This window comes from Thalassobellus citreus (genome assembly GCF_044385915.1).
GTDB lineage: Bacteria > Bacteroidota > Bacteroidia > Flavobacteriales > Flavobacteriaceae > Thalassobellus > Thalassobellus citreus.
Genome location: NZ_JBISCC010000109.1, coordinates 52542 through 67102, shown reverse-complemented (window position 1 = coordinate 67102; position 14561 = coordinate 52542). Strand labels below are relative to the sequence as shown.

The window sequence follows — 14561 nt, the reverse complement described above, 5'->3', positions numbered from 1 at the left end:
ACTTACGATATTTTATTTGAAGCGGATTGTTATCAATCGCTTACCCTTTCTAATCAAACCATTAATGATTATCAAACTATTAATTTAGCAGATGTATTGTTAACTCCTACATCTTCTGCTGTTCCTACTAATTTAGCTGCTTCTACAACTGCTACTACTGCTTCTATTTCATGGAACTCAACTGCTGGAAATACATTTGATTTAAGATATAGAGAAATTGGTGAGTCTACATGGATTGATATTTTAAGCCTTTCTTCTTCTCCTTACAATTTATCAGGGTTAAGCAATTCTACTGATTATGAAGTGCAAGTTAGAAGTGTATGCTCTGGATCTACTTCTGCGTATACAGCGTCAACTAACTTCTCTACAACCGCAGTAAATTATTGCGCTTCTGCTAGTACGAATGTTAATGATGAATATATTAGTAGAGTACAATTAAATACTATCGACAACACTTCTAATGCTCAGTTTTATTCTGACTTTACAGGGGTTTCAACTACTCTAACAAAAGATTCTCAATATACAATTACAATTACTCCTACATGGACAGGTACTGTTTATAATGAAGCTTACTCTGTTTGGATTGATTATAATGGTAATGGTCTTTTTACAGACGCTGGTGAACAGGTTTTTAATCAAGCTGCAACAAACTCAACTACTGTTAGTGGAAACTTCACTATTCCAACTAATGCTTTAGAAAATTCTACGAGAATGAGAGTTTCCATGCAATATAATGCCACCCCGACTTCTTGTCAAACATTTCAATATGGTGAAGTTGAAGATTATACTATAATAATTGAAAGTTCAGGACCTGACATTATTCCTCCAACTATCACTTTAAACGGCACTTCTAATATAGATTTAAATTTAGGAGACACTTATACAGAATTAGGAGCTACGGCTACTGATGATGAAGATGGAGATATTACTTCAAATATTATAACAGCCGGAGATATTGTTAACACAAATATCCTAGGAACCTATATTATTACATATAATGTTAGCGATGCAGCTGGAAATGCTGCTACTGAAGTAACTCGAACAGTTAATGTGATACCTGACACTACTGCTCCAATTATTACTTTAATAGGATCATCTACTGTTAATATTAATATTGGCGGCACTTATTCTGAAGAAGGAGCAACAGCTAGCGATAATGTTGACGGTGATATTTCTTCAAATATTATAATAGGCGGTGATTTAGTTAACACGAATTCAGTAGGAACTTATATTATAACATATAATGTTACTGACTCATCTGGTAATACAGCCACAGAAGTTACTAGAATTGTAAACGTAAGTGTTATTATTGATACAACTGCTCCAATAATATCTTTATTTGGACCAGCTACAGTTAACTTAAATACTGGTGATATATATACCGAACAAGGGGCTACAGCTACCGATGATATTGATGGTGACATTACTGCAAATATTGTTATTGGTGGAGATACAGTAAACACTAATTTAGCTGGCACTTATGTTGTTACATATAGTGTTAACGATGCTGCTGGTAACCCAGCCAATCAACTTAGCAGAACAATAAATATAACAGATCCTATTTCTGGATGTAGTGGTGGGATAACATCTTTTCCATATTCAGAAAGTTTTGAGAATACCTTAGGAGCATGGACACAATCGAGTGGAGATGATATAGACTGGACAGTTGATGCCAGCGGAACTCCTTCTTCAAACACAGGACCTTCATCTGCTACCGATGGAAGTTATTATATCTTTGTTGAAGCTTCAACACCCAATTACCCTAGCAGAAGAGCTATAATAAACTCTCCTTGTTTCGATTTTAGCAGTTTAAGTGAAGTAGAGTTTAGCTTTTCTTATCATATGTATGGTGCTGCTGATATGGGAACTATCGATTTAGAAATTAGTAATGATGATGGTGATTCATGGACAAGTATATGGAACCAATCTGGTAATCAAGGAAATTCTTGGTTTAACGTTGCTTTGAATTTAGACTCATATGCTGGTGAAAACATCCAACTTCGTTTTAATAGATTTGTTGGTAGTACTTGGCAAGCTGATATTGCGATAGATAATATAAATTTAACTGGAGTTGAAGGAAATGATACAACGGCACCTGTTATCACTCTTACGGGAGCAACGTCTATAGATATTAATGCTGGTGATACTTATTCTGAATTAGGTGCTACAGCTTCTGATAATAAAGATGGTGATATTTCTGCAAACATTGTTATTGGTGGTGATACTGTTAATTCTAATGTAGCAGGTACTTATATTATTACTTACAATGTTTCTGATGCCGCTGGAAATCCTGCAACGCAAGTTACTAGAACAGTGAATGTGATTAATACACCAACCGATGTAATAATTCACGAAGGATACTTTGAATCTGGTTGGGATGGCTGGTCTGATGGAGGTAGTGATTGCGCAAGAAGAGCGGATGCTGCACGATCATTTGAAGGAAACTATTCAATTAGGATAAGAGATAATTCAGGTGTGGCATCTTCAATGACATCACCAACATTTGATTTATCATCATTTAACGAAGTAGAATTTAACTTTCATTTCTACTCAAATAGTATGGAGAACGGTGAAGATTTCTGGCTACAATATAACGATGGGTCTGGTTTCGTAACTATTGATACATGGGCAAGAGGTACAGATTTCAACAATGGTGCTTTTGGTAATTTTGTTGTTACACTTAACGCTTCGCAATATAACTTAACTGGAAACGCTCAATTTAGATTAAGGTGCGATGCTTCAGGAAATAATGATCAAATCTATATAGATCAAGTTATTATTACTGGTTTTGGCTCTAATTCTGCTAGTGCAAAATCTAGTACATCTACAGGGACTGAAAAAACATTAGATATTACTTTAAACGAAATTTCAAAAAATGAGCTTTCATTATATCCTAACCCTGTTAAAGGTGATGTATTAAATATTAAACTTTCCAAAAAAGTTAATGTTGTATCCTATAGAGTTATTAATTCTCTTGGTCAAATTGTATTGACAGGAAAAACTAACAAAGAAATAATTGTAGACAGACTAGAAGCTGGAACATATTTTATTGAAGTAAATGATGGAGAACAATTAATGACTAAAAGGTTTGTAAAAAGTAATTAAAAAATAACAAAATCTTACTTTATAAAAAAGGTCTTAAAATTATTTAAGACCTTTTTTACATGCGTTTTATCGAAAAAAAAAGCTTTTAATCGGTTTATATGTAAAAAAACAGTATATTAGTACCGTAATTATATTACAAAAATTTAGTCCCAAACTAAATTAACCTACTTATGAAAGCTACTAAATACCAATATTGGGTTGTAATACTCATATCTAGTATTTTCTTATCATCTCATATCAATGCTCAAGAAATAAAGGTTCTTGGTAATAACATTGAAATTGTTGATAATAATTTTTCACCTTCTAGCATTGACCATACCTATTTTGGAACAGCTAATTTTGGTACATTAATATCTAGAACTTATTCTATTAGCAATACAGGAGGCTCTAATTTAATAATTACAAACATCTCCTTATCTAATACTACAGATTTCTCTATAACAGGAACTCCGTATTCAACCCCTGTAAATGCAGGAAACAGTACTACGTTTACCATTACTTTTAATTCATTAACATTAGGTACCAAAACAAGTACAATAACTATTTCAAATAATGATTCTGATGAATCTTCGTATCAATTTGATATTGAAGCACGGGCAGAACAAAACTTTTTTGATAGTGATGGTGACGGTATTCTTGATAATATAGATATAGATGACGATAACGATGGTATTGCAGATTCTGAAGAAGAACTTGCTTGTCAAATATCTTCAATTTCTTCAACAACAAATTATAAGTTTTTAAATGAAACTTTTGGTGAAGGTAATAGAACAACTATAAACACTACTTATGATGCCACTACTTCATATTGTTATGAAGATGGTACAGTAGGTGTAAATACTACAGAATGTCCAAATCAAAACAAAATAAATTTAAACGACGGAAAATATACCGTATATTATAAAGCTGGTGATGGTGATGGTATCAATGACACTCCTGTTGAAGAAGTTGCTTCTTGGGCCGATAATTATTGGTACACAGGAGAAGATCATACATCAGGTGATACAAATGGTAGAATGGCTATGTTTAATGCTTCCTACGATCCAGGTATTTTTTACACAGCAACAATTATTGGAGCTTTACCCAATATACCAATAACTTACAGTTTTTGGGTTTTAAACTTAGACACCTCAACAGCTCCAGGTATAGCAACTAGACTTAGACCAGATATATTAGTTGAATTTAGAGATGTAAACAATAATGTATTGGCTTCTATTGCAACAGGAGATATTCCACCTTCTATTAATGGAGATCCCGCTAATAGTTGGCATCAATTCTCTGCTAGTTTAACTTTTAATGTGAGTGAATTTTATGTTTATTTTATTAATAACGAAGTTGGTGGTGGCGGTAACGATTTAGCTATTGACGATATTGTTATTTCTCAAACATTATGCGATACTGATAACGACGGTGTAGCCGATGTCTTTGATTTAGATTCTGATAATGATGGTATTCCAGATGTTGTTGAAGCTGGTTTAGGAAATTATAGCGAAGGTAAAGCAATGTTAACCAGTGTTGCATCATGGGTAGATACAAATGCAAATGGTATGCACGACTCTTGTGAAGGGCATACAACTTTAGATTCTGATGGAGATTCAACACCAAATTATTTAGATTTAGATAGCGATAATGATACTATTTTTGATGTAGATGAATCTGGGGCTGGAAACAGTACTGATACTAATTATCAAAATGGAGATGGAGACATTACAGGTGATGGTGTTGGTGATGGACTTGACACTGATGCAGTAAGAGAAACTGATATAGATTCTGATGGAACCTTAGAATATTATACTGATGGAATATTAGATTTATATGATTTTTTTAATGGAAGTACTATGGCTACAGCTTATGGGAATTCTAATCAAGGATCAATAGGTACTGGATGGGAGTATTATGTTGCAGACACAGATAACGATGGCACTCCAGATTATTTAGACACAACATCAGATGGATCAACTAACGATATTTCTCATACTTTATATGCTAGTTTAGACGCAAATAATGATGGTATTATTGATGACACAAATGATAGTGATAATGACGGTATTTTAGATTTATTTGATACAAATGATGCGGTTTTTGGCTCACCAAGAGATATCAATCAAAAACTACAACTATATTTTGATGGTAGAAATGATTACGCTTCTGAAAACACCATTATTAATGAATGGACCGAGTCTACCATAATGGCATGGATTAAAATTGACCCTACAACTTCTGGTTCACAAATAATTGTTGGACAAGATGTGTTTTATTTACAACTTAATTCAGATAAAACCATTACAGCTTATGCGGATGGTAATACCCTAACAAGCAGTTCTGCTTTAACAACAAACCAATGGATACATGTTGCTACTTCATATAGTTGTGATTGTGCAACTGGAGATTTTGAACTCTATATAAATGGAGTTGAAGTTGCTTCGGCATCTACTAGTAGTGGTGCTTTTAACAGTGATACTTCAAGCTTTACAATTGGCAGAAAACCAGATACAAATAGCAACTACTTCAAAGGCTATATTGATGAAGTTCGCCTTTTCAATAAAGCTCTTACTAAAAATGAATTACACAAAATAGTACATCAAGAAATAGAAGATAATGCTGGTGTAATTCGTGGAAGTATTATTCCTAAAGACATTACTGATTTTAACGAAATCACTAACACATCTACGCCTTTAAATTGGTCTCATTTAATACGTTATTACAGAATGGATACATACAAAGATGATATCATTGATGATTTATCAACACCGAGCATTGATGTTGGCTCTGGAACTAAAATTTTTAACACAAAAATAATAGATACCCAAACTGCTCCTTTACCATATGTAACAACCGAATCTTGTTCTGGTAATTGGTCAGATTCTAGTAATTGGCTTGAAGGCAATATATGGGATATTGATAGTTCACATCCAGATTGTGCTATAGTATATATAAAAGGTAATTTACAAACAAATACAAGTCATTCAACTACAGGTTTAATTATTGATAGCGGTAACACATTAGAAATTAATGGCGATTCTGAATTATTTAATTCTTGGTATATAAAATTAGATGGAAAAATAGATTTACAAGGAGAATCTCAATTAGTTCAAAATATAGAAAGCAGCCTAGAACCTACAAGTTCAGGTACTTTAGAGAAAGATCAACAAGGAACTGCCGATACTTATACGTACAACTATTGGTCATCTCCAGTTGGTTTTTCTAATAACTCAACAAACAACAATAGTTATAAACTCCCAGATATATTTACAAATGTTGGCTTTTTAACCTCGGGTTATAATGGAACAGCATCTCCTGTTGCAGTATCTGATTATTGGATTTGGAAATTTAGCAACCAACAAAGCGACAACTATTCTAAATGGCAACATGTTCGAAGCACAGGAACTATGCAAATTGGAGAAGGTTTCACTATGAAAGGTCCTGGTACCGGTTCTATTTCAACACCTCAAAATTACGTACTTGAAGGAAAACCAAATAACGGCGATATTAATTTAACTATTAGCGCAGGAAACGATTACCTAGTTGGAAACCCCTACCCGTCTGCTATTGACGCTCATAAGTTTATTACTGATAATGGTCCTACTATTACAGGAACAGATGTAGGTGCTAACATAAATGGGACTCTTTATTTTTGGGAACATTGGGGAGGTGGCTCTCATATTTTAAGAGAATATCAAGGAGGTTACGCAACTTATTCACTATCTGGAGGTGTACCTGCTGCTGCAAAAGGTACAAACGACCCAGATGTAGGTACAGGAGGAACACCAACAAAAACACCTGGTCGCTACATACCAGTAGCTCAAGGATTCTTTGTAACAGCAGAAAATGGTGGTACTATACAATTTAATAATAGTCAGCGTGTTTTTCAAATAGAAGACGGTATAAATTCTGTTTTTGCTAAATCTGAAAACACTAAACAAAATAAAACATCAAGTTACAAACAAAATACAGATACTAGAACGAAACTTCGAATAGGTTTTAATTCTATCAATACTATTCGAAGACAACTTTTAATTACGGCTGATTCTTCTGCTACATCAGGATATGACTGGGGTTACGATGCTCCATACATAGACACACAAGTAGACGATATGTATTGGATACTAAATGATAAAAAATATACGATTCAAGGTGTTAACGAAATAAATGAAACAACTATATTACCCATTGGAATTCACACCAAAAATGATGGTATAAACAGCATAGTCCTAGACGATTTTAAAAATATTTCTGATGATTTAAAAATATTTATTCATGATAAAGAACTTGATGTGCATCATAATCTTAAAGAAAATAAATATGATATCTATTTAAGTGCAGGTGAATATTTAAATCGTTTTGAAATCACTTTTTCTAAAGCACAAGTACTTTCATCAGAAAAACAATCTACTAATAAAATTGAAGCTTTCTATTCAAATGAAAAGAAACGTATTATTATTCAAAACCCAAATTCTAATACATTAGAATCTATTGAAATGTTTAATATCCTAGGGCAATCATTATTCAAATTTAACACGAATACTGCTAAAAACTATATAGAATACAAAACAAACCAAATAAAAACAGGTGCTTATATTATAGAAATAAAAACAGAATATGGTAAACTATCCAAAAAAGTATTAATAAAATAGTAAGTTAAGTTCTTTATTAAAAATTTGAAGTTAGTCACCCAAATCTACGATTAAACTTAATTTTACTTCAAGTCCTGAATTGACGTTCGGGACTTTTTTATTTTATATGATTAGGCAAAGCTTCTAAAGATAATTTAAGCTGCTCTCCTGAAACCATATTTTTCAACGTATAGGTATTAGATTCTATTTCTTGGTCACCTACCAAAACAACAAAAGGAATAGCACGCTTATTTGCATGATTCATTTGTTTTTTCATTTTTGCAGCATCTGGATATAATTCGGCATTAACACCTTGCTGTCTTAATTGCTTTATGGCTTTCAAACTGAACAAAGCTTCTTTGTCTCCAAAATTAATAAATAGCACCTCAATATTTTTAGCAACTGTTTCTGGAAACAATCCTAATTCTTCAAGAACTAAATAAATACGATCTAAACCAAAGCTAATACCAACACCACTAACATCTTTCATACCGAAAATACCGGTTAAATCGTCATAACGACCACCGCCTCCAATAGATCCTATCTTAACGGTACTTGGTGCTGATACTTCAAAAATAGCTCCTGTATAGTAGTTTAAACCACGTGCAAGCGTTACATCTAATTGTAATGCTGCTGTTGTTAAACCTAATTCTTTAATAGCTGTATTTATAAAAGCTAATTCTTCAATACCTTTTTGCCCTTCTTCAGAAGAAGACAAAATACCTTTTAAACTTTCTATTTGAGATTCAAAAGAACCAGATAATGTAAATAATGGTTGAAGTTTAGAGATCCCAGCTTCCGAAATACCTTTACTAAGCATTTCTTCTTTTACCTTCTCCTCACCTATTTTATCTAGTTTATCTAAAGTGACTGTAAAATCGATTAATTTTTCACTTGCTCCAATAACTTCAGCAATCCCAGATAAAATTTTTCTATTATTAATTTTTATAGTAACACCTTCTAATTTTAAAGCAGAAAACACCGTATCATACAACTGTATAAACTCTACCTCTTGCCATAATGATTTACTCCCAACTACATCAGCATCACATTGAAAAAACTCTCTAAAACGTCCTTTCTGAGGCCTGTCGGCTCTCCAAACAGGTTGTATTTGGTAACGCTTAAAAGGAAATTCTATTTCGTTTTGGTGTTGTACTACGTAACGTGCAAATGGTACTGTTAAATCGTAACGTAAGGCCTTCTCAGAAATACTTGAGGTTAACTTAGTTGAATCTTTTTTATTATAAGCCTCTTCATTTGATTTAGCTAAATAATCACCAGAATTCAAAATTTTAAAAATCAAACGATCACCTTCATCACCATATTTCCCCATCAACGTATCTGAATTCTCAAAACTTGGTGTTTCAATAGGTTGAAATCCGTAAGTTTGAAAAGCACCACGAATGGTATTAAATATATAATTACGTTTTGCTACCTGTTCTGGGTTAAAATCTCTGGTTCCTTTAGGGATGCTTGGTTTTTGAGCCATAATATGCCCGTGAAAACGGGTATCTTTTTAATGAATTGTTATGAATATATCCACATCACACTAACTCCTTTGTTATAGTATGAAGAGGAAAGACAAAAATAATAGTTTTAATTGAAATAGATTCCTGCCTTTACAGGAATGACAAAATTTAATTTATCAACTTATTAAAATAGTTAAACAATTCGCCTTTAGTAATTACAGCGCCTTGTTCAATCATTTTAAATTTATCTAAATTTTTATCATCGGTATAATCTTTATCGGCTTGTAAAAACTCAACACTATCATCCATCAAATTTTCACGTAACCAATTATAACCTTCATTTGTAGTAATATCTATGTCATTTTTTACGTTTACAACAATAGCATTCATTTTTTCTTCACCTAAACGAAATAAATACATGTGTTTTGGTGCAAAATGTTCTAAATATTCTGCTTTATTTAATGCACCTTCCCAAATTAAATCGCTAAAAACGTCGAGTTCCATTTCAGCCATTTCTGGTTTATTTTCTTTTAAGTTAGCCCACTCATCAGCAGTTATAGATTGTGTTGCCAAAAAGTTTATAAACTCTTGGTGCAATTCTTCAAATTGTTCTTTTGTAAGTCTACTATATTTCATTAAAAATTTGATTTACATTTCCGTAAAAACAGAAACCGTATAAATTTAATAAAAAAAGCCCCAACTAAGTTGAGGCTTTTATACTAAAATATTTGATATTAGCTTGCTTGTGCAATAACCTCAAATTCTAAATCTACAGATACAGATCTGTGTAAACGTACTACGGCAGTATATTTACCTAAACGTTTAACAGTTGTAACTGTGATGAATTTTTTATCAATAGCTTGACCTTCTTTTTCTAAAGCGGCAGCAACATCAATGTTGTTTACAGAACCAAATAATTTGTCTCCTGCACCTACTTTAGCAGCTATCTTAATTTCTAATGCTTTTAAAGCTTCAGCAATCTTGTTAGCATCATCAACTATTTTCTTTTCTTTAAAAGCTCTTTGCTTTAAGTTTTCTGCTAATACTTTCTTAGCAGACACTGTAGCTAATATAGCTTGTCCTTGAGGAATTAAAAAGTTTCTACCATAACCGTTCTTAACTGTTACAACATCGTCTTTAAATCCTAAATTTTCAACGTCTTGTTTTAATATAAGTTCCATTGTTATCGGTATTTTATTTTAATAAATCTGCTACATAAGGCATTAAAGCTAAGTGACGTGCTCTTTTTACAGCAACAGCAACTTTTCTTTGATACTTTAATGATGTACCTGTTAAACGTCTTGGTAAAATTTTACCTTGCTCGTTTATAAAGCGCATTAAAAAATCTGGATCTTTGTAATCAACATACTTGATTCCAGACTTTTGAAACATACAATATTTCTTAGCCTTATTAGTATCGATGTTAAGCGGAGTTAAATATCTAATTTCTCCGTCTTTTTTTCCTTTAGATTGTTGTTCTATTGATGACATAATTAAGCTTTTTGTTTAAGTTTAACTCTTCTTCTCTCTGCCCATGAAATAGCATGCTTATCTAACGATACTGTTAAATAACGCATAAAACGCTCATCACGTTTAAACTCTACTTCTAATTGGTTAATTACATCTCCAGGTACAGTGTACTCAAATAAATGGTAAAAACCACTTTTTTTGTTTTGAATAGGGTAAGCTAACTTTTTTAGTCCCCAATCCTCTTTTGATACCATCTTAGCGCCGTTAGAAACAAGAAAATCTTCGTATTTCTTTACTGTTTCCTTTATCTGATCTTCAGATAAAACGGGATTTAAGATGAAAACAGTTTCATAATGATTCATAAAAATCGTGTTTATTGTTAAAAATTGGGTGCAAAAGTAGCAAATACATATATATAAAACAACAATATATTCACCTTAATTTTTATCCATTTCACATTGTTAATATTTTATAATAAAATAATTATCAATATATATAGTTAAACAATATATTTGACTTGTTATACAAACCATTTACATGTGTTAAAATTTTGTTAATTAATGCATTTAAACGATGATTTTTGGTTTTTAGCCGAATTTTTTGTACTATTGTCGATATCTTAACCGAAATAATATAAATGTTATGACTTTAAACTGTGTAGTAGTAGACGATTCAGCAATACAACGTCTCTCTATTGTTAAGCTTGTGGAGAACCACCCATCTCTTAACTTAATAGCTGAGTATAGTAGTGCTATAGAAACAAAGAATGGTTTAAATACGCATCAAGTTGATTTAATTTTTTTAGACATTGAAATGCCAGTGCTAAATGGATTTGAACTTTTAGACGTATTAAACAACAAACCCCAAATTATTTTTGTAACCGGTAAAACCGAATATGCTTTTAAAGCATTTAATTACGATGCTACCGATTACTTACACAAACCAATTACAAGAGAACGTTTCAATACCTCTGTAGACAAAGCTTTAGAACAACACAAATTGACTTTAGACTTTAACGAAGAAGAAGGTGAACATATTTTTGTAAAAAGTAATCTTAAAAAACGTAAAGTTTACATTAAAGATATTAAATGGATTGAAGCACTTGGCGATTATGTAAAATTAGTAACCGAAGAAAATAGCTTAGTAGTTTTATCTACTATGAAATCTTTTGAAGCTGAATTACCTGAAGGCAAGTTTTTAAGAATCCACAAATCTTATATTGTAAACCTTGATAAAATTGACAGGTTTAATAGTAAAAATGTTGAAGTTGGTACTTATGAAATTCCTTTGAGTAGAAATAAGAAAACCCAACTAGTTGATGCTTTAAATAATATTTAGAAGCTTAGCTTTATTAAACTGAACTTGTTTCAGTTTCTCTTATACTTGATAAGATCCCGATTTTTACAAGGACTAGTTCAATTACGAAATTGAATAAATTTCTATTTCACTAGAAGTTATCGACATTTAAAATTACTTTAACTGACCGAAAATCTTTTACACTAAAGAAGCTGTTGTTTATTTTAACGATAGCTTCTTTTGTTTTTGATAAAGATTGCTTTTTAGGAATCTTTACCAATATGTTTTTATGAAACTGATTTCTAATTCTGGCTACAGGTGGCGACTCTGGTCCTAAAACCAAATCTCCAAAAACCTGTCGCAACGATTTAGCAAACCAAATAGAAGCCGTTTCTACCCTATTATAGTCTTTATGTTTTAAAGTAATTTTTATCTGTTTGTAAATTGGGGGATATTTAAAGTTATAACGATCATTCATTTGCTCGTTAAACATATCTACATAATTATTGGTAGATACTTGCTGTAATATATTATGATACGGATTATACGTTTGTATTAAAACCTTACCGCGTTCTTCGGTACGTCCTGCCCTACCCGCAACTTGCAACATGAGTTGAAAACTTCGTTCGTGTGCTCTAAAATCAGGAAAGTTCAACATATTATCGGCATTCATAATACCAACAAGCTTCACATTTCTAAAATCTAAGCCTTTGGTAAGCATTTGTGTTCCAACCAAAATATCAATCTCTTGCTGCTCTAATGCTGTAATAATTTTTTCGTAACCATATTTTCCACGTGTGGTATCTAAATCCATTCTTGCAACATTATGTTCTGGGAACAACAATTTTACCTCTGCTTCTATTTGCTCGGTGCCAAAACCTTTACTATCTATTTCACTACTTCCGCAAGCTTTACACGTTTTTAACATCGCTTCTACATACCCACAATAATGACAACGCAATTGATGCCTGTATTGATGATAGGTTAAACTCACATCACAATTAGGACACTGCGGAGACAAGCCACACGTATTACACTCTACTATAGGAGAAAACCCGCGTCTGTTTTGAAACAATATAATTTGATGCCCTTCTGCTAAAGTTTCAGTCATTTCTAAAATAAGCCGATCACTAAAATGCCCTTTCATGAGCTTTTTTTTCTGTTTCTCTTTAATATCTACCAATTCAATGTCTGGCATTAACACATCATTAAAGCGATGCATTAATTCAACAAAACCATATTTATTTTGTTTGGCATTAAAATAACTTTCTAAACTAGGTGTTGCCGATCCTAAAAGAATTTTTGCTTCGTGCATATAAGCTAATACAACCGCAGTATCTCTAGCATGATAACGAGGTGCTGGATCAAATTGCTTGAAGGATTGTTCATGTTCCTCGTCTACTATAATCAATCCTAAATTATCAAAAGGTAAAAATATAGAAGAACGTGCGCCTAATACTATTTTCGCTTTCGCGGAATGATCTAAAACGTTATTCCAAACCTCAACACGTTCATGCGTTGAATATTTAGAATGAAAAACCGCTACTTGTTCTCCAAAATAATTTTGAAGTCTAGTGACTAATTGTGTGGTAAGCGCAATTTCTGGTAACAAATACAAAACTTGCTTACCAGTACTTAAAACTTCTTCTATCAATTTTACATACACTTCGGTTTTACCAGATGAAGTAACACCATGCAACAACGAAACATTATGAGTTTTAAAAGATTCTTTTATTTCTTTTAATGCGGTTTCTTGATATGCATTAAGGTGTTTTGTATCCTCATTATCGTCTCCTGAATATTGTACACGGTCTGTTTGAATATGATATTCTTCAAAAACACCTTTATCTATTAATGTTTTTATAATGGATGTAGATGCATTACTTTCTGTTGATAAATCGGAAACTTTTACAGGTTTCTTTGTTGTTGCGGATACAGAAAACAAGGTCATAACTACCTGTTTCTGCTTAGGCGCTCTACTTAAATCATCTAACAATTGTTTAAGCGCTGTTTCTGAAGAAAAATTAGAATGTAATTTAACATACCTAACCAACTTAGGTTTATATTTTTCATACACCTCTTCTTCAACCGAAATTGCTTCTTTTTCTATCAAACGCTTAATAACAGGAAGCACATTCTTTTTATCAAGAATATTAGATATATCATGAATTTTTAATGATGACTGATGTTGCAAAGCTTCATAAACCAAAAACTCATCATCTTTTAAAACAGACTCATCTATAATATTAACACTATTCTTAGTAACTATTGTTTCACTTTCTAAAATAAAACCACTTGGTAAAGCAGCTCGCATAACATCGCCCAAAGTACACATGTAATAACTCGCTATCCACTGCCATAATTGTAATTGCTTAGCATTTACAATAGGTGTTTCATCTAAAATTTGTTGAATATCTTTAGATTCGTATGCCGTTGGTGCATCATTATGTATACTAAAAACAATGCCTGTATATATTTTAGATTTCCCAAAAGGTACCGCAACACGCATTCCTTGTTTTAAAAATTCAGCTTCAGAGGCTGTTATACCATAAGTAAATAGCTTTTTAAGCGGAACAGGGATAATTACATCTATAAAATACTGCATAAA

General features: G+C 32.2%; 9 protein-coding genes. 3 read left to right on the top strand and 6 right to left on the bottom strand.

The features are described 5' to 3' along the window. Together ACH5TX_RS01775 and ACH5TX_RS01770 are read left to right on the top strand one after the other, a co-directional pair. A partial coding sequence (locus ACH5TX_RS01775; protein ID WP_439337842.1) for an immunoglobulin-like domain-containing protein occupies positions 1–3105 on the top strand: 3105 nt, incomplete at its 5' end. A 170-nt stretch (positions 3106–3275) separates the two neighbouring features. Then, positions 3276–7739 carry a RemA C-terminal-like gliding motility protein gene (locus ACH5TX_RS01770; protein ID WP_439337841.1) on the top strand — a complete coding sequence of 1488 codons (4464 nt, stop codon included), beginning with the start codon at positions 3276–3278 and terminating at the stop codon, positions 7737–7739. Between the two features lie 97 nt (positions 7740–7836). Here ACH5TX_RS01770 and hisS read toward each other — a convergent pair whose 3' ends face one another. The 5 genes from hisS to rpsF form a co-directional block, all read right to left on the bottom strand. Further along, positions 7837–9207 (bottom strand): histidine--tRNA ligase, encoded by a 1371-nt coding sequence (gene hisS, locus ACH5TX_RS01765; RefSeq protein WP_439337840.1) that lies wholly within the window; start codon positions 9205–9207, stop codon positions 7837–7839. A 148-nt stretch (positions 9208–9355) separates the two neighbouring features. Beyond that, positions 9356–9823, bottom strand: a complete 468-nt coding sequence (locus ACH5TX_RS01760; RefSeq protein WP_439337839.1) for a DUF6495 family protein — start codon at positions 9821–9823, stop codon at positions 9356–9358. 98 nt (positions 9824–9921) lie between these two features. Further along, complete coding sequence (rplI, locus tag ACH5TX_RS01755) at positions 9922–10368, bottom strand: 50S ribosomal protein L9 (RefSeq protein ID WP_439334673.1); 447 nt, start codon at positions 10366–10368, stop codon at positions 9922–9924. Between the two features lie 13 nt (positions 10369–10381). Further along, positions 10382–10681 carry a 30S ribosomal protein S18 gene (gene rpsR, locus ACH5TX_RS01750; protein ID WP_204244201.1) on the bottom strand — a complete coding sequence of 100 codons (300 nt, stop codon included), beginning with the start codon at positions 10679–10681 and terminating at the stop codon, positions 10382–10384. After that, positions 10681–11019 carry a 30S ribosomal protein S6 gene (rpsF, locus tag ACH5TX_RS01745; protein WP_439337838.1) on the bottom strand — a complete coding sequence of 113 codons (339 nt, stop codon included), beginning with the start codon at positions 11017–11019 and terminating at the stop codon, positions 10681–10683. The genes rpsR and rpsF overlap by 1 nt, the downstream gene beginning before the upstream one ends. 280 nt (positions 11020–11299) lie before the next feature. Here rpsF and ACH5TX_RS01740 point away from each other — a divergent pair, with 280 nt between their 5' ends. Next, positions 11300–11995 (top strand): LytR/AlgR family response regulator transcription factor, encoded by a 696-nt coding sequence (locus ACH5TX_RS01740; protein WP_439337837.1) that lies wholly within the window; start codon positions 11300–11302, stop codon positions 11993–11995. A 109-nt stretch (positions 11996–12104) separates the two neighbouring features. Here the strand turns inward: ACH5TX_RS01740 and priA are convergent, their stop codons facing one another. Next, positions 12105–14558 carry a replication restart helicase PriA gene (gene priA, locus ACH5TX_RS01735; RefSeq protein WP_439337836.1) on the bottom strand — a complete coding sequence of 818 codons (2454 nt, stop codon included), beginning with the start codon at positions 14556–14558 and terminating at the stop codon, positions 12105–12107. Positions 14559–14561: the final 3 nt, after the last annotated feature.

Excerpts from the sequence above, each read along its gene's own strand:
- ACH5TX_RS01770 (WP_439337841.1), top strand. The coding sequence starts at position 3,276 with ATGAAAGCTACTAAATACCAATATTGGGTTGTAATACTCATATCTAGT.
- hisS (WP_439337840.1), bottom strand. The coding sequence starts at position 9,207 with ATGGCTCAAAAACCAAGCATCCCTAAAGGAACCAGAGATTTTAACCCA.
- ACH5TX_RS01760 (WP_439337839.1), bottom strand. The coding sequence starts at position 9,823 with ATGAAATATAGTAGACTTACAAAAGAACAATTTGAAGAATTGCACCAA.
- rplI (WP_439334673.1), bottom strand. The coding sequence starts at position 10,368 with ATGGAACTTATATTAAAACAAGACGTTGAAAATTTAGGATTTAAAGAC.
- rpsF (WP_439337838.1), bottom strand. The coding sequence starts at position 11,019 with ATGAATCATTATGAAACTGTTTTCATCTTAAATCCCGTTTTATCTGAA.
- ACH5TX_RS01740 (WP_439337837.1), top strand. The coding sequence starts at position 11,300 with ATGACTTTAAACTGTGTAGTAGTAGACGATTCAGCAATACAACGTCTC.
- priA (WP_439337836.1), bottom strand. The coding sequence starts at position 14,558 with ATGCAGTATTTTATAGATGTAATTATCCCTGTTCCGCTTAAAAAGCTA.